Annotated in this window: 13 protein-coding genes; 9 read left to right on the top strand and 4 right to left on the bottom strand. The window is 46.0% G+C overall.

What is annotated here, in order from left to right; all coding sequences use genetic code 11:
* Positions 1 to 138 precede the first annotated feature (138 nt).
* The 4 genes from ABD943_RS05835 to ABD943_RS05820 all read left to right on the top strand — a co-directional run bounded on the left by ABD943_RS05835 (position 139) and on the right by ABD943_RS05820 (position 7050).
* A complete protein-coding gene (locus ABD943_RS05835) occupies positions 139 to 3171 on the top strand; it encodes a ligand-binding sensor domain-containing protein (RefSeq protein WP_345292241.1) in 3033 nt (1010 codons plus the stop codon).
* Positions 3168 to 3824, top strand: a complete 657-nt coding sequence (locus ABD943_RS05830) for a response regulator (protein WP_345292240.1) — start codon at positions 3168 to 3170, stop codon at positions 3822 to 3824. Before ABD943_RS05835 ends, ABD943_RS05830 begins: the two co-directional genes overlap by 4 nt.
* A 146-nt stretch (positions 3825 to 3970) precedes the next feature.
* Positions 3971 to 4618, top strand: coding sequence for a hypothetical protein (locus tag ABD943_RS05825; RefSeq protein WP_345292239.1), 648 nt, complete (start codon positions 3971 to 3973; stop codon positions 4616 to 4618).
* Positions 4618 to 7050: a hypothetical protein gene (locus ABD943_RS05820; RefSeq protein ID WP_345292238.1), complete on the top strand. Its 2433-nt coding sequence runs from the start codon at positions 4618 to 4620 to the stop codon at positions 7048 to 7050. The genes ABD943_RS05825 and ABD943_RS05820 overlap by 1 nt, the downstream gene beginning before the upstream one ends.
* 104 nt (positions 7051 to 7154) lie before the next feature.
* On the opposite strand, the gene ABD943_RS05815 is transcribed toward ABD943_RS05820, so the two are convergent.
* The gene (locus ABD943_RS05815) at positions 7155 to 8102 is read right to left on the bottom strand and encodes a D-2-hydroxyacid dehydrogenase (protein WP_345292237.1); all 948 of its coding nucleotides are present in this window, start codon (positions 8100 to 8102) and stop codon (positions 7155 to 7157) included.
* Positions 8103 to 8130: 28 nt separating this feature from the next.
* Positions 8131 to 8931 (bottom strand): 2-keto-4-pentenoate hydratase, encoded by an 801-nt coding sequence (locus ABD943_RS05810; RefSeq protein ID WP_345292236.1) that lies wholly within the window; start codon positions 8929 to 8931, stop codon positions 8131 to 8133.
* Positions 8932 to 8973: 42 nt separating this feature from the next.
* On the opposite strand from ABD943_RS05810, the gene uvrD reads away from it, so the two are divergent.
* From uvrD to ABD943_RS05790, 4 genes are all read left to right on the top strand, one after another.
* A complete protein-coding gene (gene uvrD, locus ABD943_RS05805; RefSeq protein ID WP_345292235.1) occupies positions 8974 to 11148 on the top strand; it encodes a DNA helicase II in 2175 nt (724 codons plus the stop codon).
* Between the two features lie 248 nt (positions 11149 to 11396).
* Entirely contained in the window at positions 11397 to 13697 is a 2301-nt protein-coding gene (locus tag ABD943_RS05800) for a S8 family serine peptidase (protein ID WP_345292234.1), read from the top strand.
* 307 nt (positions 13698 to 14004) lie between these two features.
* Complete coding sequence (locus ABD943_RS05795) at positions 14005 to 15636, top strand: S8 family serine peptidase (RefSeq protein ID WP_345292233.1); 1632 nt, start codon at positions 14005 to 14007, stop codon at positions 15634 to 15636.
* 228 nt (positions 15637 to 15864) lie between these two features.
* Positions 15865 to 16998 (top strand): S8 family serine peptidase, encoded by a 1134-nt coding sequence (locus ABD943_RS05790; RefSeq protein WP_345292232.1) that lies wholly within the window; start codon positions 15865 to 15867, stop codon positions 16996 to 16998.
* A gap of 294 nt (positions 16999 to 17292) precedes the next feature.
* On the opposite strand, the gene ABD943_RS05785 is transcribed toward ABD943_RS05790, so the two are convergent.
* Entirely contained in the window at positions 17293 to 18027 is a 735-nt protein-coding gene (locus ABD943_RS05785) for a 2OG-Fe(II) oxygenase (RefSeq protein WP_345292231.1), read from the bottom strand.
* A gap of 117 nt (positions 18028 to 18144) precedes the next feature.
* On the opposite strand from ABD943_RS05785, the gene ABD943_RS05780 reads away from it, so the two are divergent.
* Positions 18145 to 19251 (top strand): TRAP transporter substrate-binding protein, encoded by a 1107-nt coding sequence (locus tag ABD943_RS05780; RefSeq protein ID WP_425559465.1) that lies wholly within the window; start codon positions 18145 to 18147, stop codon positions 19249 to 19251.
* A 54-nt stretch (positions 19252 to 19305) separates the two neighbouring features.
* On the opposite strand, the gene ABD943_RS05775 is transcribed toward ABD943_RS05780, so the two are convergent.
* Positions 19306 to 21501 (bottom strand): serine/threonine-protein kinase, encoded by a 2196-nt coding sequence (locus ABD943_RS05775; RefSeq protein WP_345292229.1) that lies wholly within the window; start codon positions 21499 to 21501, stop codon positions 19306 to 19308.
* Between the last annotated feature and the right edge of the window lie 191 nt (positions 21502 to 21692).

The raw sequence follows: 21692 nt of genomic DNA, 5'->3' as shown, positions 1-21692 counted from the left end.
ATCAATATCATCAAATCTATAATATGTGTTGCCTTAACCTTAGCTCAAGTAGGCTTTAATCTACTGCATGCAGAGATTGTATATCAGCCTTTAGGACAGGGACGAGGGCTTGAGGCTGAAGTGGTCTCGAGTTTGACCGTGGATAGACAAGGGTTTTTGTGGGTTGGTTCCAGAGAAGGTTTGTTTCGCTATGATGGCTATACCGCAACTCACTTCAAGCCCGAGATTAATAACGAAAAAACCATCAGTGATACGGATATCCGGAATCTTTATGAAGATAGCGAAGGAAACATTTGGGTATCCACCAATACCGCGGGTTTAAATCGATACGATCCCAGCTCTAAAAAATTCACCCGTTACCGGCACGATGCCAGCGATCACACAACCATCAGTAATGACAGCGTTTACGACATCATCGAAACCGCAGAGGGCAATTACTGGGTTGGTACCGATATTGGTTTAAATTACCTAGACAGCGCTACAAATACTTTTAAACGGTATTACTTCGAAAAAGATAACCCAAACAGCATCAGCCATGATTATATCTATAACCTCTATATTGATGATAACGATGACTTATGGGTGACCACCGTCGGAGGTGGCATAAACAAAAAAGTGAAAGGTGAAGACCGGTTTATTCGTCACAGGATTAGCGAGATAACCGGTGATAGTTTTCATGATGAGGTCTTTGCGATAAAAGAGGCAGCTAATGGCGGGTTTTATTTAGGAACACGCCGGGGCCTTATTCAGTACAACCCTCAAACCCGAGAAGTACAAACCGTAGACATTGAGGCCGGTGAGATTCGTCCGGGAGTGGTAACACTGGCGACAACGGATGACAACCAGCTGTTGGTTGGAACCATTGAACGAGGAATATTGCGTTACGATAAAGCGAATAATCGCTACGAACCCTTTAATTCAAACCCACTCGGCAGTGCTGGCCAGTTACCTGCATTACCCGTATTAGCCTTGCACTATTACAACAAAAAACTATTCGTAGGAACTTGGGGTGGTGGAGTTTATGTGGCACGCCTCGGGCAGCTCCCTTTTAGAGTACTAGGCAATGGCGGTGATGGTTATAGATTAGATAATCGCAATGTGACAGCACTGTATCAAGATAATACTGAGCAGCTAGTCGGAACCTTCGGTGGCGGAGCGCAGCGACTTGATGTCAACACGGGAGCCGTTTCCGAGCAGTTAGCAACTAACGAACTCTTTAAAACTGAGGGGGTCTTGGCAATCACGCAATATGGTGATTGGACATATGCGGGAACTTCTACCGGTTTATGGCAGATAAAAGATGGCCAAGGAACATATTATCAGCACTCTATTGATGATGAAAAGTCGATTGGCAACGGATACATCAACAGTTTAGTCGCAACCAATGAAGGCGTCTGGGTGGGTACCGGCACCGACGGTTTGTACTGGAAAAATCATGAAGATGATGAATTTAAATCTTTTAAAAATAAGGCTAACGATCCAAGCTCTCTCAGCGGCTACTACATAACAACGATACTTCAAAGCGATGATAATACACTTTGGGTGGGTACGCGATCGTCAGGGCTCAACCGGTGCAGAATCACGCCTTGGAGTTGCCAGCGATTAGGTATGCATAATCAATCTAGGCATGGTTTGTTAAGCGACAATATAACCCATGTGCATCAAACGCATAACGGTGAAGTTTGGGTCGCGACCAATGGTGCAGGTGTGTATCAGCTGGTCGATCAAAGTACGATTCAGTTTAGAGCTTGGGGAGAGGCGGATGGTTTGTCAACCAATGTCGTCACCAGCATCCAGCAGGATGATAACGGAGTATTGTGGCTGGCCAGCAGAGAAGGGATAAGTCAGTTAAATCCAAAAAATGGGAATATCAGAAATTACAAAGCAGAATCTGGTCTGTTAATAACACACTTTAATAGAACAACGACTTCAGAGGATGAAAAGAATTTGTACTTTGGAGGGATTGGCGGAGTCTTAGTGATTCCAAAAGCAACGCCTTTCATCACTGCGCCGGAACCAACAGTAAAGATTACCGGGATTGAAAAATTACGTACTGTTTCAAAAGAAAAGCAATTGAATCAGGTAGCCCAGTATCACACGATGGATTACGGGGATGTATTTTCAGTCGAGTTTGCAGTGCTAGATTATTCAGAAAAGCCGCACCGATATCAGTATCGTATGAGTGAAGAAGAACCTTGGATAGATTTAGGTGGGCGACGCGAAGTGACTTTTTATAACCTTGCTCCGGATAACTATCAACTGGCTATCCGTGGACAGGATGTGTTTGGTGTGTGGGGCGAGACAGAATCCATCGATATAGAAGTGGTACCACCATTTTGGATGGAAAATTGGTTTAAGCTATTGGTCTTAATCATTCTGGCAACACTGATTATCAGTTTGCACCGTTTGCGACTCAGTAAATTAAAGGCTCGAAATAAAGAGTTGATGGCGTTGCAACGGCAAAAGGAAAAGGCGTTACAAGATATTCGTGAAAAAGAAGCTGAGTTGATGATTGCGTTTAAAGGCTTACGCAACTTGACCAATCGATTGGAAACGGCAAAGGAAGAGGAGCGTCAGCATATCTCCCGGGAGTTACATGATGAGCTGGGGCAGACACTAACGGCGACCAAAATTAATTTACAGGTTATCGGAGCGCTTGATGATGAAGCCTTAATCAAGGAACGTTTGGATCGCAGCATAAGCATGGTCGATGGGATGATTGAGCAAGTACGAAATGTATCGCTTTCTCTAAGACCGCCTTTGTTGGATGAAGCAGGGCTAGTACCAGCATTAGAGTACTATCTAGAAGTTATTGAGGAGCGGACTGGCTTAGTGGTTGAGCTTAAGGCTAGCAAGGGCGTTTCGGGTAACTCCCACGATATTAGGGTTGTTGTTTTTAGAGTGATACAAGAAGCTATTAGCAATGTGTTACGGCATGCCAATGCCTCAAAGATTACCATCAGTCTGTCGGTAGAGGATGAAGCGATGTGTATTCGGATTGTTGATGATGGAAATGGGTATGACATTAATGCTGTCAATGAACGGATTAAGCATGGCGAGCATTTAGGCTTATTAGGCATGATGGAAAGAGTTAAGGGTGTTAACGGCGATATAAAATTATATTCTGAGCCTGGAAAAGGTAGCACTATAGAAGCGAGAATTCCGCGATGAAGCATATACATAAATTGATTCTGGCAGATGATCACACCTTGGTACGAGAGGGTATCAAGACCTTGATCAAAGCAATGCCGGAAGTGGGTGAAATTTTTGAAACTGGTGACGGACTGGATGCGGTGAACTTAGCGCGACAAGAGTCACCTACCTTGGTCGTATTGGATATTACGCTGCCTGGGCTTAATGGGTTAGAAGTGGCGCAGCGCATAAAGCAACAGAATTCAGCCATTAAAGTGTTAATGTTATCGATGCACGCTGGGCCAGAGTATGTAGCCCGTGCCTGGAAAGCGGGAGCGGATGGTTATTTAATTAAAGACTCAGCTTTTGCGGAGTTGGCTACGGCAATAAAAGCCGTGATGAATGGCGAGCAATATTTAAGTCAGGATGTGGATGCTGAAGTGGTAAAGCGGTTTACGAAAGAGAAACGCGGCATGCACCAAGAACTCGATATTTTAACGCCAAGACAGCGTCAGATTTTGCAATTAATCGCTGAAGGAAATGCTACCCGTGACATTGCTGATAAATTATTTGTCAGCGTCAAAACTGTTGAAAGTCATCGCGCCCAGTTGATGGATCGCCTGGGCATTCACGATGTCCCCGGACTGGTGCGTTTTGCGATTCGTATTGGACTAATCGAAAACGAAAGTTAACCACAAGTCTAACTAATCCGAGTTCTAAGGGAATCCCCCATTTTCTAATAAATCAGGGATTCCCCTATATTTTCAGAAAGCCTCCTGCTCTATGGTGATATGTGTTCATAAAAAACATATCACGAGAGACCCACGGAGGTTAGTCAATGAAACAATTACAAAGCACAGTACTTAGTAGCATGGTTATGCTTGCTAAAGTCGTCATTGTGTTAGGTTTGCTAAGTGCATTCAGCGTTGATGCCACTCAGCTTAGAAAACAAAACCTGACGCAATTAATCGACCAATCTAACAGCATCATTCACGGCACAGTAACAGCAGTCAGTGATGGTATTTCTGAGAAAGGTATTCCTTATACTGAGGTTACTATTTCAGTTGCGGATAGCGCGAAAGGGAAAGTCAAAAAAGATAGTGACTATACTTTTCGTCAGTTTGGCTTACTCAAGCCACGTGAAATGGACAACGGTAAAAAACTACTGGCCGTTGCCCCTGAGGGTTTCCCTCGTTGGCATAAAGATGAAACGGTAGTCGCGTTTCTTTATAAGCCAGCATCGAAAACAGGTTTCCAGACAACAGTCGGTCTAGCTCAAGGTAAACTGGCAATGGTTAACGGCAAGCTCTCTAATCAATTTAACAACATCGGATTATTTGATGGCGTTAATGTCGATCAAGCGCTTCTTACAAGCGAAGAATCAAATATGTTGACGTTAGAAGGTGCGGTTGATGCCGGTACATTCATGAATTTAGTGAACCGTGCAGTATCTGAAGGTTGGATTGAAAATGGGGAGATGAAGTAATGAAATTATTGAAATTATCTGCTGCTGTCGCCCTAGCAACGATGGGTGGAACGGCACTTGCTGCGGGACCATTGTACACAACTGACGATGAAACTCCGCAACCACTGAAGTGGAATACGAGTAATGGCCCAATCCCAGTGTATACCGATGGTGGTGAAGCTTTTACTTTTGATTTTGATGGCGTTACTCCTTTTATTACGATTGAGCGTGCCAATGAAATCACGCAGTTTGCGTTTGATCAGTGGAACAATGTTCCTACCTCAACATTTAACGCTCAAATTGCAGGAACCATTGAAGAGCAAATCGGTATTGCTGATATTACGGCGGACAATGCGGACTCAGTGTATTACACCGAGAACGGTTACGGCTTTTGGGTTATCTACGACACTGATGGTTCAATTTTGGAAGATATGTTTGGTGTGCCACGTTCAGCAGTGTTGGGCATCGCGTTTCCAGAGTTTGCCAATGATAAAGGCGAAATTGTTGAAGCAACAGCTTTGATGAATGGTTGGAACGTGGATGTGAACGATCCAAATGGAGAGCAAGTTGCTGGTGTATTTACGCATGAATTTGGTCATGCCATTAACCTGTCACACTCACAAGTGAACGGCCAAATGGCTTATCAAAGTTATTTATTTGCACCAAAATATCCAGGCGTGAAAGGCTGTGTTGATCCGGTATACCATTATGCTTATCCATCGTCAGTCGGCGAGACTATGGATCCGAATAACATCGAAACCATGTTCCCATTCATCAATCACCGAGGTGTCGCAGGTCGTGCTCAAAGCACTGTTGATATGCCTGATGATATCGCGGCGATCTCGAATATTTATCCAACGCCAGAGTACGCGTCTTCGACAGGTACGATTACGGGAACGTTAAAGCTTAAAGACGGCGATACGGAGTACAGCGGAATCAACGTCATCGCACGTAATGTGAATAACCCATTGGGTGATGCTGTATCGGACATGTCTGGTAGCGCTACTCAAGGTAAAGTTGGCCCAGACGGTCGTTATACTATTCGTAACTTAACACCAGGTGAGCAGTACGTTGTTTACATTGAGCAAATCAATTCAGGTGGTTATCCAACAGCACGCACGGCATTAGTGTCGGAAGCTGAGTACTGGAATGACGGTGAAACTCATTCGCCAGCAGATGATAATGCGTGCTTATCGACAGCGATTGTAGCCGAAGCAGGTGTCGAAAAAGAGGCGAATATTATTTTTAATGGTTACACCGATGGTGTGCAGTTTACGCCTATCGTAAATGGCTTCTTAACCGACATGTCGAAAAATGGTCGTCGCGCTGCGGGTAATGTTGGCCCTACGGCTTTCTTGTGGGATGTGGTTAAAGGCTTCTCTGTATTCCCAAGCGAGTGGGGCACCACTAGCGCCGATATTGATCGAAATGGCCAGAACTTCTTAGTGGGTGGCGTTGACTTGGATCAAAATGGAATCGGTGAGCCTGCGATTTATCACTATGGCAAAGGTCTAACCTTGCTTGGTGATCTTAACGGTAACACCTGTGGTGGCCAAAGCCAGACTGGGATTAACGCGGCAACGCCATGGGCGATGGATGACTCTGCTAAAACGGTTGTCGGAACGGCCTATGTGGATAAAAACGGTAATGGCTCATGTCAGGAATACTTTGCGAAAGAAGTTGTGCCTTTTGTCTGGAACGAGAAAGAAGGTATGACGGAATTGCCAACTGATGGACTGGGCTTGAATAATACTTGGATCCGTGCACATGCTATTTCAGGCAATGGCGAAGTGATTGTTGGTAACGCCGGAGGCAGTAAAGCTGTAGGTTGGTATCAAGGTCAGGCTTATAACTTGAATCAAATGGTTGGAGCGACGGAAGCTTATGGTACAAATTATGATGGCACAATGACTGCTTTAACGACAATTCGTGATGGCGTGATTCTGTGGAACCCATCAAACTCAGCTGAGTCATTTACCAACATAGGTGGCTTAGAATACTGTGAAGACATTGCCGCACCTTCGTTCTTCGGCGGTGATTTGTGTCAACAGTATCCAGCAGATTTTGTGCAACAGCAGCTGGGTATACCTCCGATGATCGTTACTGATATGTCAGACGATGGTAGCGTTATGATTGGTCGTGCAGGCAACTTCCGTACGGGCTTCCATGGTGCGATGTACCTAGAAGGCCTTGGCTGGATTACCCTGAATAATTTCCTAGCCTCGCAAGGTGTGGTGGAAGCCGTTTATGGTATGGACAACCCGTATGCGATTGATGCGAACGGAAATAAAATGATGGGTGGACTTGCCGGTGCACAAATAACTTGGTTTGTTGATATGGATCATGCTTATGTTTGTGACAATGGTCAATCCATTCAAACAGGTTTCCCTCGCGGCTTTGTCAATAAAGTAAAAGCTGGCGCAGAAATGGGACGTTGTGAGCATGTCCAATAAGGCACGGCCTAAAATGTAGAACCCCTAAAAAGTTATCCTACCCCTTAACTTTTTTACGGAGCCTTCGGGCTCCGTTTTTTTGTATAGGAATAAAACCTACTGGCTTATGACAGGCTTTTGATATTCTTCGCCATGCCTTCAATTAAGCGCTGCTTGGCTTCGTGGCTGGCCCAGGCGATATGCGGTGTGATTGAAAGATTGGGAACATCAGCAGCCAGTAGAGGGTTGTCAGGTGTTGGCGGCTCGACGGATAATACATCCAGCCCCGCTCCAGCAATGGCACGATTTTTAAGCGCCACGGCTAAGTCTGCTTCATTAATGATCGGCCCGCGGGCGGTATTGATAACATAAGCGGTGTTCTTCATCATCTGAAAGAAATCTGCGTTCAGAAGTTCCTGCGTTTCGTCCGTTAATGGGCAGTGCAATGAGACGAAATCTGCTTGCGGTATCGCTTCTTCTAACGTGGTTTGATTGTCGCGCATCGGGCGTCCCGGAATATTGGCGACCAAAACCTTCATGCCAAACGCTTTGGCCAGCTCCTCAACTTTTTGTCCAATGTTGCCGTATCCAATCAGCGCTAAGGTTTTTCCTTCAAGCTCCATAATCGGGAAGTCGGTCAGGGTGAACATGCGACTTTTTTGCCAAGCACCTTGCGCGGTGAGTTGGTAATGTTCACACGCTCGCGTCGCGAAGTTGAGCATAAACTGTAGCGTCAGTTGGGCTACCGCAAAGGTGGAGTAATCGGCAACATTAAAGCATTCGATGTTGTGTTCTTTCGCCGCCTCTAGGTCAATATTATTCATGCCGGTAGCCGCTAACTGGATCGCTTTAAGCTTTGGTAACTGCTGTAGCGTGTCACGACCTAGCACGACTTTATTGGTGATAACAACGTCAGCATCTTTGCAGCGTTCGATGACTTCTTCGGGTTTAGTCAGGCCATAGACGTCAAAATCGTCAAAACACTCCGCGAGTGGTGTTAGGTCTGCTACTGGCTGACTGGATTTGCCTTGCCAGTTACCCAGTGTGTCTGCATCTAGAAATACGGCGCGCATGAATACTCCTGAATCTGAAATGTGTCTATTAGCGAATAGAAAAAGCGATGATGTACGTTTCGTGCTCTTCCATGGCGTCTGTGCGGAAACGTGCTTCGTACTGGCCTTTCTCTGCCGGCAACATTGTGCCAAGAGCGCCCGTGATCAGCAAGTTATCTTGGTTGAGCGGGTAACCAATGGCCAGTAATTTATTGATCATCCATACCAGAGCCTCTTGTTGATCGCCCATGGCATCAGTCGCTTTCCCGTGCATGATGATCGTGCCGTTTTTACTCAATGAGGTGGTCAGTTGATTCACTGTATCTGGCTCATAAGCCATGGTGTTGCCCATAATAAAATGGTTGGAGCCGACGTTACTGGTGATGAGGGTTGCTGCCGTCATTTCGTCTTTGCGGGCAAAACGCAGGTTAGGTAGCTCAACGATCGGGACGATGGCTTTGATGTAGTGTGATAATTGGTCAGCTTCAACAGGTTGAGTGATCGGGCGTTTCAAGATATAGCCCAGCTCTACTTCAAGGCGTAAGTCGTGGTAGTTACCTAAAATATACGCGCCTCGGTTGCGACTAAAGCCACTTCTGAATAAAGCGCCGACTAATGGCTCGCCAACATTAAAAGCCTCTTGCCCTTTTTCGCTGGTTAAGCCTGCTTTGTAGCCGACGATGGGATCATTGATGGCATGCTGGAGGACGCTAACCCGTTGTAAAGAATAGGCATCTTGCATCAATTTTTCTTCGTCGGATGGCACTAACATTGAACCGCAGCCTGACAAAAGGAGCGGAGCCAATAAAAAGGATAAGAAAAAGGGTAATAATAGTGTCGCTTTTTTCATACAATAGCCCATCAATTTACAATTAGACCAAGCATAGCCTATATGGATGCCTCAAGCATAATCGAATCGTTAAATGACGCACAAACCGAAGCCGTGACCGCGCCCAATAAGGCATTATTGGTGTTGGCGGGCGCTGGCTCGGGTAAAACTCGCGTATTGGTACACCGCATTGCTTGGTTGGTCAAAGTAGAGCAAGTATCGGCACACTCGATTTTAGCGGTGACTTTCACCAACAAAGCGGCGAAGGAGATGCTTGGGCGGGTCGAAGATATGCTCGCAATGCCGGCGCGAGGTATGTGGGTCGGCACTTTCCATAGCATTGCCCACCGCTTATTGCGGGCGCATTATCGGGATGCGGGTCTGCCGGAAGGTTTTCAGATTTTAGACGCTCAGGATCAGCTGCGCGTGATCAAGCGTGTGATGAAAGAGTTGAACCTCGACGACAACGAGTGGCCACCAAAACAAGCGCAGTGGTTTATTAATGCCAAAAAAGACGATGGTTTGCGTCCGGGCAATATCCAGCATCATGGCGATTTCTTCGTCAGCACCATGGTCAAAGTGTATTACGCCTACGAAGAAGCGTGTAAAACGGCAGGCTTGGTCGATTTTAATGAATTGTTACTGCGTGCCTATGAGCTTTGGGCTAACAACCCACATTTATTAAAGCACTACCAAGAGCGTTTTCAGCATATTCTGGTGGATGAGTTTCAAGACACCAACGCCATTCAATACGCTTGGATCCGTTTGTTATGCCACGACAATAACCGAATCACTATTGTTGGCGACGATGATCAGTCGATCTATGGCTGGCGTGGCGCCAAAATTGAAAACATTCAGCAATTTGAGAATGATTTCCCGGACTGCAAAATTTCACGTCTTGAGCAAAACTACCGTTCGACCAGTACTATTTTGAAAGCCGCGAATGCGGTTATTTCCTATAACAGCGACCGCATGGGAAAAAGTTTATGGACTGAGGGCAATGAGGGCGAACCCATTACCGTTTACTCAGCTTTTAATGAACAAGAAGAAGCGCGCTTTATCGCCGCTCGAATTGATGATTGGGTAGAGCAGGGGAATAGTTATAACGATATTGCGATCCTGTATCGCAGTAATGCGCAATCGCGGATCCTAGAAGATGCGATGCTCAACCGAAATATTCCTTACCGTATTTATGGCGGCTTACGATTTTTCGAGCGTGCGGAAATTAAAGATACCATGGCCTATTTACGCTTAATGACGAACCGTGATGATGATGCATCATTCGAACGAGTGGTTAACACGCCAGCCCGAGGTTTGGGCGAAAAGTCGGTCGACTTAATTCGTGCACAAGCTCGTGAGGATGAATCCTCTTTATGGCAGGCGGCCAATAAAATGGTGGTCGATCAATTGTTGCCACCACGGGCACGCACCGCCATGGCAGGTTTTCTGCACCTCATTAACGAGCTGGATTCGAGCACGCAGGAAGTCGACTTGTGGGAACAGACCGAGGTGGTGATCGAGCACTCGGGTCTGATGGACAAAGTCAGTAAAGAGAAGGGCGAAAAGGCGCAGGCGCGAAAGGAAAACTTGCAGGAACTGGTCAACGCAACTCGTGAGTTTGATCCGGATGAAATGATTCCCGAGGAAACGCCGGACATGACGCCATTAATGGCGTTTATCGCGCATGCTTCGCTGGAGGCAGGTGATACCCAAGCGGATGAATATCAAGAGTCGGTACAGATGATGACCTTACACTCGGCCAAAGGCTTAGAGTTTCCGTTGGTCTTTATTGCTGGCATGGAGGAAAAGCTGTTCCCGCACCAGATGTCGTTGGATGAACCGGGCGGCCTGGAAGAAGAACGGCGTTTGGCCTACGTTGGTGTTACGCGTGCGATGAAGCAGCTATATCTGACGTATGCTGAAAAGCGTCGAATGTGGGGTCGCGAGACTTATCCTTCGGTATCGCGCTTTATTAATGAAATCCCTGCTGAGTTGATGACGGAGGTTCGCTTGAATACTCAAGTACAACGTCCTGTTTTTCAAAAGCAATCACCGATTAAGCGCAAAGGGCCTGAAGGATTTCACTTGGGTCAATTGGTCCAGCACCCTAAATTCGGGAAGGGCATCATTATTAATTATGAGGGAGAGGGGCCGCAGGCTTCTGTGCAGGTGAATTTTGAAAAAGATGGGTTAAAAAAACTAATGTTAGCATATGCTAAATTAGAGCCTTCTTCATAAGTAATTGATTTATAATGAGATAATCTGAGGTATATTTGTCTTGTAACGCTTGGTAGCAAATTTGTAAAATATAAAAACTTATCCTTGATCTGTGGATTCATTAACTGCTTTAATCAGTGCCAGCCTTGTTGACTAGGGAAGAGTCAAAGTACTCTCTCTGGGAAAAACAAGGCTTTTTTGTTTATAAAGAAAAACTTTATGAAGAAAATCCCACTACATTAAGACACATACTTATAGGGGTAGGTTTAATGAGTTTTAAATTAAAATTGGCTTGCACAGCCACAATGTTAGCCATGGGCGTTAGTGCTCATGCCTCAGGCGCAATGGGTAAGACCACAATCGCAGCGCCTACGGCTGATAAAGAAAATCAGCGCGTTATCGTCAAATTCAAACCTGGTCACGGCAAGCAAGCCAAAGCAATGGCTATGAAAGCTGGCGGCCAGATGAAAGTGAGCCTAAAGCAACACAATGCGTTCGCTATCGAAGTTTCTGCAAATGCACTAGAAGCACTTCGAAACAATCCTAATGTTGAATATGTGGAACCGGATTTTAAGCGTAAGTTGTACGCGACAAATCTTGATACGACTGAAGTAGAGCCATGGGGTATTTCTCGTGTCCAAGCGGATGTTGTCTCTGACAGCAACGCCGGTAACCGTACAGTGTGTATCATTGACTCTGGTTACGATATCAACAACTCAGATTTATCAAGCAACAACCATTCAGGTACTAACGATTCTGGTACCGGTAACTGGTTCGAGCCAGGCGGATCGCACGGTACTCACGTAGCGGGTACGATTGCAGCAGTAACGAACAACTCTGGTGTTGTTGGTGTGATGCCAAATGCTAACGTTAATATCCACGTGATCAAAGTCTTTAACGAATCAGGTTGGGGTTACTCATCGTCGTTAATCTCTGCGGTTGACGAGTGTGTGAACAGCGGTGCTAACGTGGTTAACATGAGTTTAGGTGGTGCGGGTTCTTCTACGACAGAGCGTAACGCATTCCAAAACCATTTTGATAATGGCGTATTGAATATCGCAGCAGCAGGTAACGATGGTGATTCTAGCCACTCCTACCCAGCGTCGTATGATGCCGTAGTATCGGTTGCAGCGGTTGATTCTGGCAACAAGCACGCGAATTTCTCGCAGTTCACGAACCAAGTTGAAGTAGCCGGTCCGGGTGAAGCAATTCTTTCGACGGTTGGTATCGGTGACGGCTTCCTAGGTCAACTAGAAGTTGGCGGTGTTGATTATTTTGCAAACGGTGTTGTGCCACAAAACTTCTACAACAGCAGCCTAAGCTTCGACAACGCTGCTAACGTTGGTTCTGCGTCAGGCACGCTAGGGGTTTGTACGACTTCAGGCACGACTTATAACTGCCCAAGCATGACCGGTAAAGTTTGTCTAGTTGAGCGTGGTGAAAACCAAGGCGACAACACAAGCTCTACGGAAAATAACTATCCTGAATACCGTGGTGTCGATGCGTGTATGGACGCAGGCGCTGAAGGTGTTGTGGTTTACAGTAATGCTGACCGTCCAGGTTTGCAGCATCCTTTCCTTATTGACTTCAACAGCAAAATTGGCACGACGCCAGTGGTCTCTGTGGATCGTGCGACAGGTCTAGAGCTTGCGAACAAAGCGGGTCAAAACGTGACTATGGCGAAAGAAGGTGGTCAGGATTGGTCTTACTACAACGGTACGTCAATGGCGACGCCACACGTTGCAGGTGTTGCGGCACTAGCATGGAGCCACCATCCAACCTGTACAGCGGCTCAAGTTCGCCAAGCACTTAAAGATACAGCGATTGACCTTGATGTAGCGGGACGTGATGACCGTACTGGTTATGGTTTAGTCCAGACACAAGCAGCGATTGCTGAGCTTGATTCAGTCTGTGGCGGCGGTAACCCACCTCCACCACCAAGTGGTAACGAGTTAACTAAAGGTGTAACGGTTACGGGTATTAGCGGTGCACAAGGTTCTGAAGTGTTCTACACACTAGAAGTACCAGCAGGCGCAACTGACCTATCGTTCGACATGGCAGGTGGTTCTGGTGATGCTGACATGTATGTACGCTTTGGTTCAGAGCCAACGACTAGTACTTACGATTGCCGCCCTTATAAGAGTGGTAACTCTGAGAACTGTTCGTTCGCTTCTCCACAAGCAGGCACCTATCACGTTATGATCCGTGGTTACAGCTCATATGCTGATACAACATTAGTTGGAGATTACACTGACGCTGGTAGTGAGCCAGTAAATGACACAATTAACCAGTCTAACTTGTCGGGTGCTCAGGGCAGCAGTCAGTACTTCACATTAGAAGTACCAGCAGGCCGCAGCTCAGTAAGTGTTTCAATCTCTGGCGGTTCTGGTGATGCTGACTTATACGTTCGTTATGGCAGCCAGCCAACAACAAGTACTTATGATTGCCGTCCGTACAGAAACGGTAACAATGAGACCTGTACGTTAAATGCTCAAGCAGGCACTTACCACATCATGTTACGTGGCTACCGTGCTTACTCAGGAGTAACATTAACGGGTAGCTCAAACTAATCAGACCTCTTGATTAGCATCTAAAAAAGGTCGCTTCGGCGGCCTTTTTTTGTGGGGTAAAACCAACAAAAACAATAGCTTACCGCTTTATCTCGCATCTTAGATACATATGCTTTGTAACGCTTTGTATCAATCTGACGAAAATTAAAGCATTAGAAAAAATACTGTTTGACATTAGATTAACTAAACTGGTTTAATCCATTCACGAGCTTCATCGACTATGGACAGTTAAAACCTCACCCCATAGTGATGGAGCTTTTTTATTGTTTAAAGAAATACTGTTTAAAGTGATACCAAAGGGGTAGAGATGAATTTTAAAATTAAAATGGCTTGTGCAGCGACTATCTTAGCGCTTGGCACAGCGGCACACGCAGAGCGTGTAATCGTAACGCATAGTGATAATGGTCAAGGATTGAAAAAAGGCCAAAAAGTATTGGCTCAAGGCAAAAACTGGTTTGCCGTAGATTTAGATGAGAAGGGGAAAAGCTCTATCCGTGGTCAGAAAGGCTTCAAAAAGATGGAAAAAGATCTGAAGCGTTTCCCAATGGCTATCTACAATGATGACGCAGGTGACCCAACTGCTCAGCAATTAACTCCTTATGCTGTGTACCAATCACAAGCGGATCAGTTAGTGCTTCAGGGCGGTCAAAAAGTTTGTGTTATCGATTCTGGTATCGCGGGCGCTCAAGGTGAGACTGGTGGCAAGAACAACGATTTCGATTGGTCTGTTATCACCGGTGACAACGACTCAGGAACAGGCGACTGGTTCCGTGACGGTGGCCCACACGGTACTCACGTAGCTGGTACAGTCGGCGCAGCTGACAACGGTATCGGTGTTGTTGGTATGGCTCCTGGCGTTCCAATGCACATCATTAAAGTATTCAACGCTGCAGGTTGGGGTTATTCATCGGATCTAGCACAAGCTGCTAACCTTTGTACTCAAGCTGGCGCAAACATCATTACTATGTCATTAGGTGGCGGCGGAGCGAACAGCGTTGAAGAATCAGCGTTCGATACGTTCACTGCTAACGGTGGTCTAGTATTGGCAGCAGCGGGTAACGACGGCAACAGCGTTCGTTCATACCCAGCAGGCTACAAATCAGTGATGATGATTGGTGCTAACGACGGCAACAACAACATTGCAGACTTCTCGCAATTCCCATCAAACACAATGACTTCTGGTCGTGGTAAGAACGCGACAACTGAAACGCATGACGGTTATGGCGTAGAAGTAACAGCGGGTGGTGTTAACACACTATCGACTTACCCAGCAGGCGGCGCGACAATTGCAAGTTTGACTGTTGACGGTGTTGGTGTAGCAGCAGCGGCAACTGACAACACAGGCGCAGTATCTGGTGCAACTTATTTCATGGGTACAGCTGAAGCAACTGACGCAGGCGCTAGCGGTAAAGTCTGTGTGATTGACCGTGGTAACATCTCTTTCGCAGACAAAATCAACAACTGTGGTAACTCAGGTGGTATCGGTGCTGTTGTGATTAACAATGTTGCTGGCGAAGGCGTTATCAACATGGACATTACTGGTGTTACGACAAGTATCCCAGCAGTGGGCACAGCGTTTGAAGATCGTGCGGCAATCGTTGGTTCTGCTAATGCAAGCATCAACTCAGGCGCGAGCGACTACGGCTACATGAGCGGAACGTCTATGGCGACTCCAGCGGCGGCAGGTGTTGCAGCGTTAGTATGGTCAAATCATCCTAGCTGTTCAGGTACGGAAGTTCGTACTGCGATGAAAGCGACGGCTGAAGACCAAGGTGCAGCAGGACGTGACGACTACTTCGGTTACGGTATCGTTAAAGCGAAACTTGCGAGCGACTACTTAACTGCGAACGGTTGTACTGGTGCAGTTGACGGCGGCGGCAGCGGCGGCGGTGACCCAGAGCCAGAACCATGTCGTGGTGGTCCTAAAAAATGTGGCTAATAACTGCTTAAACAGTTAAAGCTTACACAAAAGGCAGGGTTATCCCTGCCTTTTTTATTGATGAAAAAATATAATTGGTTCAACCAGTTAGCATAATTAAAAATAATACTTGATCGTAAAATAGCCAGTTGTTATAAAGTTTGAGTCGTGTGGATTTCGTTATAAAAAACACGCTGAAAATAGCAGGCGAAATCCAAATTCTAAAAAACCAAATGGGGTAATATCCAAATGAAAAAAACAGTAATCGCTAGTGCCGTAGGCATGGCAATTGTATCGACACAATCTTTAGCTGTGGAACCAACGTATTCATCAAGTGATGAGTTAAATGTTCAGAATCGTTGCATCATCACGTTGCAGGATAGCTTGAACGGTGATGAAGTAAAAGGTTTAGCAAAAGGAATGGCTCAACGCGCTCAATCATCGGTTCGTCACGTTTATACTAATTCAATCAAAGGCTTCACGGTAAACGCTCCTTGTCACGCTGCTGAAAAAGCATTCGGCGGTAACATGAACGTTAAGCGTATGTCTCCTGATGGCGTTGTCAGCGTCAGCTTCAAAGGTAAGCCAGGCGGCGGTGGCGGCGGTGGCAGCCAAACAACGCCTTGGAGTGTGACTCGTGTTGGTGGCGCTCAAAGTGGCGCTGGTTATACAGCATGGGTACTTGATACCGGTATCGACACGGATCATGGCGATCTTAATGTAGACACCAGTCGTGGCTTTACCGCCTTCACTAAAGGTAAAGACGCCGATACCGACGACGGTAACGGTCACGGTACTCACGTAGCGGGTACGATTGCTGCAATCGACAACACTCAAGATGTGGTTGGTATTGCTGCGGGCGCAACCGTTGTTCCTGTTAAAGTACTAGACTCTCGCGGTTCTGGTTCATACTCAGGCGTCATCGCGGGTGTTGACCACGTTGCGGCTAATGCATCTGCTGGCGACTGCGCTAACATGAGCCTAGGTGGTCCAGTAAGCCAAGAGCTTGATGACGCGGTTAAAGCGGCGGCTCAAAGTTCTGGTGCTTACTTCGTACTAGCAGCCGGTAACGATGGTGATCACGCGAGCAATCACTCGCCAGCACGTGCCAACGGCAACCGTGTTTACACAATCTCTGCGACAGATTCAAACGACAACATGCCTTCATGGTCTAACTATGGTAACCCACCAGTGGACTATGCAGCGCCAGGCGTAAGCATTCTGTCTCTGCGTAAAGGTGGTGGCACAACAACCATGTCAGGTACTTCTATGGCATCGCCAGCAGCCTGTGCTGTGATTATGTTGAAAAACGGTAATCCAAGCACAGACGGTACTGCGGGTAATGACCAAGACGGTAACCCAGACCCAATCATTCACCTGTAACGGATCAGAATGATGAAAAGGTCGCTTCGGCGGCCTTTTTTTATTTTTAAAGGATAACAAAAGCGCGAAATGGGCGGAAAAAGGTGAACGAGATCACAGAATAAATGCAGATTTGACTCAAAAATAAAGGGGTGTGGGACAATAATGGATATAAAAGTTATCTTATAACCATCACAAGTGTTTTACTTTAACACCAATACTACCCCTTAGTGTTAAAGTCTTCGGCCCCGCGTTTTCGCGGGGCTTTTTATTGGAGACTCATTTTATTGAAGACTCATTGTACTGAAGCGTCGCTTAAGATTGAGTCTGGTTATTATTGTTATCAGCGTTTTGACCGTACATGTCACCTGCGCGCTGATATTGCACCCAGCTGGTCAAAATATACTTATCGCCTGACACCGGCTTCATGCCTCGATGGGTATGGGTAAAACCGGCGGGTGCAATGACTAAAGAGCCTTGCTTGGGTTTGCTTTTAACCTGCTGGTAGAAGAACTCGGTTTCTCCGCCTTCTTCAACATCGTTGAGATAGAACATCCACAACAACGTACGGTGCAGTGAGTCCTGATTTGGATCATTAGGGTGAGGATAATGTTCTGAGTGCCAGTGAAAGTAACCCCCTTCGCCTTTATCGTATTTTTGTGCGTTGACTGGCCCTAAGCGGTAAACTGCCTGAATAAACTGAGCAAGGCTTTGATCGTCCATCTTCTCAACATCCACATAGCTCAGCTGTTCCATCTCGCCTTCTTGGTTTTGGAACATTAGAGATACCGCACCGGCTAATAAGAACGGATATTGGCGAACGTAATGAATCATGCCGCGAAGAACAACATTTTGAATATGCTGCATTTCTTCTTGCCACTCATCGGGAAACTGAGTAATCGTGATATCGGTACTATTTTTTTTGATTTTATCAACGCCATGGCCGGTTTCACCTTGACGTTTGTGAGAACTTTTTTCAAACTTCTCAATACATTTGTTACAGAATTCAGGATCGAGCGCTTGCTCGTAAATATTAATAAAACTCGACATCAATGCCCCCGCATGGTCTTTTTTTAATCAAAGTTGCCATAGCTTAGTATAGTCGGTACATTGATGCCAGAAATCGCCCAAAAAACTTGTGTTTTCGGGAAAATTCAACGTAGGTTAATCATGAAAAGAAGAAAATTTATTGGGGCTTTAGGGGCTGGTGCCGCGGTTGCGGGGCTGAGTGCTTGCACAGGTGGCGAGAAACAAGAGCAGACAGCGCCTGTCGAGAAGTGGGATGGTGAAGTCATTAAGTGGACAATGATCACCACTTGGCCGAAAAACTTTGCGGGTTTAGGAGAAGGAGCAGAGTATCTCGCCAAATTAATCAACCAGCTAAGCGGCGGACGGATGGAAGTCAAAGTCTATGGCTCTGGTGAATTGGTGCCAGCGTTGCAGGTGTTTGAATCGGTGGCTAGTGGTGCAGCGCAAATAGGTCATGGTGCGTCGTATTACTGGAAAGGAAAATTGCCAATGACGCCATTTTTTGCCGCTGTGCCGTTTGGCCTAAACGCACAGGAAATGAATGGCTGGCTATTGCATGGCGGTGGACTTGAGTTGTGGCGAGAACTGTATGAACCTTTGGGTTTGATCCCTGAGCCATGCGGTAATACTGGTGTTCAAATGGCGGGTTGGTTTAATAAAGAAATTAATTCGTTAGACGACGTGAAAGGGATGAAAATGCGGATCCCAGGTCTCGGTGGGGAAGTGTGGCGACGCGCAGGAGGCATTCCGGTTTTGATGCCTGGAAGTGAAGTGTTTACCTCGCTCGAAACTGGGGCGATTGATGCCGCTGAATGGGTGGGTCCCTATAACGACTTGGCCTTCGGATTATTTAAAGCAGCGCGTTATTATTATTACCCGGGTTGGCACGAGCCAGGGACGACGCTTGAAGCTTTGATCAACAAAAAAGCCTATGAAGCTCTGCCGAAAGACCTGCAGCAAATCGTTACCATGGCATGCCGAACTGCCAATGCGGATTTACTGGCTGATTTTACCGCGAAAAATAATCAGGCGTTGCAAACGTTGATCAATAAACATGGTGTGGAGCTACGAGAATTACCCAAAGAGGTATTACAGGAGCTTGAAGCTATTTCAGAAGGCATGCTTAGCGAGCAGGCGGAAACTGAGCTTGACCAAAGAATTTTGAAATCATTTACCGAGTTCAAGGAACAAGCCAAAGAGTGGCACCGCGTTTCCGAACAAAGTTATTATCAAGCACGTCAATAGTTCCAGTGGGAGGAAAAAGGAGTGACTGAAGTTCGTCACTCCTGATTGTAGAGCCTAACTTTGGTCTTTAGCGATGCCATCCAAAATTTCTCGTCCTTTCTTTAAGGTTCTCGCGCCCTGTCGATAACGCCCTCGACCGTTTAAGGTATCCGCCAGCTTAATGTAAGCATTTCCAAGAGCCGTTTGTGTGTCGGCCAAGAGTTCGAAGTCAGGTGGTAGAGACTGCGATAAGGGCTGCATTTCTTGTGCAATGTTATCAAGAGCTTGGACCGATTCAGCTTCAGAAATCTGCTGCTCAAAACTGTGGAAGGTTTTATTGTAAAAGATGGCTGCCGCATCATAAGGGAAGGCCAATTCTGGGTTCTCGGCAATATCTTTTTGATATGTTCCGAGTTTATCCGCAGCCGAAAGGTATTGTAGGCTTTCGGATTTAAGCGTTTGGAAATGGTCGTTGTGTGCGAAAATCTTATCGCCGACGTGCTGGTATTGCTGTAGCTCGACAAAATTATTAGTATCCATCGCCTGTTGCAGGGAGCTTAAGAAAAGCTCTTGCGCTTGTGGGCTGATGTCGGGTTGATATTTAGGTGCAATTTGTTTCATTTCTTCCTGCAAACTATAAATATCACCACCATTTTGTTTAACCGCGTAATCTTGTAGTTCAAGTAAGTTATTGAATTTAAGTTCAATACTGCTTAGTAACTGGTTACGATTGGATAAAACCTGGGCCTTATAATCATGTAACTGCTGTGAGTCCGTTAAATAGCCTTCAGCTTGTGTCAATACCGCGAGCGCTGCCGGATAATTAGGGTACTTACCATTACTATTTTTTAAAGCCTCAGTGGCTTTAGCAGTAAAGTGATGATAAATGGGTTGGCGCAATTGGTTGAGCGCACTCGATTTATGGTTATCGGTCAAAGTGCTTAAATTGCTCAATGCGGTATCAATCTGATGGCTCTCGGTGTTAAGAATGGCATCAAGTTTCGACTGTTCATTTTGAAGCGCCGTAAGCTCAGACTGTAGTTGGTGGAGTCGGGTTTGATCTGTGCTCCAGATTTTATAGGCAACAAAACTTAACGCTAAGACACTTGCCGCCAAAAGGATCGGTTTGCCATGTTGTTTACTTAAGCCTTGGTAAAACAGATCGACGGTGGCAACACGCTCGTTATGTTTTAAAGCTAGCCCCTTTTTAAGACCAGTCCAGGCAAACGGATTGAGTTTCTTGCATTTAGCAGGTTTCAGTGCTTTTGCTAAGGCTTTATCTGCAGGGGAGCGATCATAAGGATGTTTACTGGTCAGCATTTCATAAGTAATGCAGGCCAGTCCATACACATCGTCTCTAACATCGATAGGTTGGTTGGAAAGCATATTAGGACTAGCGTAAGCGGGTGTGAAGCCGCCGACATCAAACTCGGGTTCATCGCTATGAGTCTGAACGGCGTATTCATCAATTTGTTGCTTTAAGGCGCGAGCCACACCGAAATCAAAAATTTTAACGTCTTGTTTGTGTGTTATAAAAATATTACTGGGCTTAAGATCGCTGTGAAGGACACCGTTTTTGTGGGCAAAGCTTAAGGCAGAACTGATCTGATGAACAACTTTCATGACACCAGCTTTAGGTAGACCATTGGGTCGACTGCGCTTAATTAAGTTATCCAAGGACTCACCTTCAAGTAACTCCATAACGATGTAACACAAATCCTTTTCGAAAATGAAATCAAAGACTTGAACGATGTTAGGGTGGGATAGCTCACGTGTCTTCTTTGCCTCACGCTGCATAATAGTAACGGCATCAGGATGATCAGCGAATTCGTTACTAAGAACTTTTACGGCGACAAATGGGGTTTTATCGCCCGCATTTTCAGCATACAAGTCCTTAGCCTTATAGACTTCACTCATGCCGCCAGCGCCTAAGCTTTCCACCAACTTGTAACGCTCGGACAAGGTATCGCCGATGCTGATTTTGGCGTGGTTTATGGGGGTTGTTTGTGAGCGGTTACTTACAGTCTGCACAATGGTTTTATCATCATCGTCATCAGAAGCGGGCTGTGGAGCCTTGATGTGTTGAGTTGCTGTGACTTTGTGCGACGGTTCCTCGGCGCTATGTTGGCTGCTTTCCTTGAGCTGGTTATCCTGGTCAGTCTGCTCCATAGGGCTTGTCGGTTGATCGTGTTGCTGGCCACGTTCGTTGACACATTCCTCGGTACTTCCTGATGTTGCCTGCTCTTCCTTGTTACGGTGTTGATCAGTCATTTTATCCTCAAACTTTCGATCAGCGACTTCCAAATTGGACCAATAATCTACATGAAGTAAAAAAAATCATCAATTACTTGTTTATCTTGAATATATGTTCACAATATTTGAAATAGGCTCTTGATTATTATTTGCATAATATTATTATCTGTGCCTTGAAATGGATTTTAGCCATAAAGTGCCTTAAATAA

This window comes from Kangiella marina, assembly GCF_039541235.1.
Lineage (GTDB): Bacteria > Pseudomonadota > Gammaproteobacteria > Enterobacterales > Kangiellaceae > Kangiella > Kangiella marina.
Note: the sequence above shows the minus strand (reverse complement) of the source record. Positions and strands in the feature narration are given on the sequence as shown.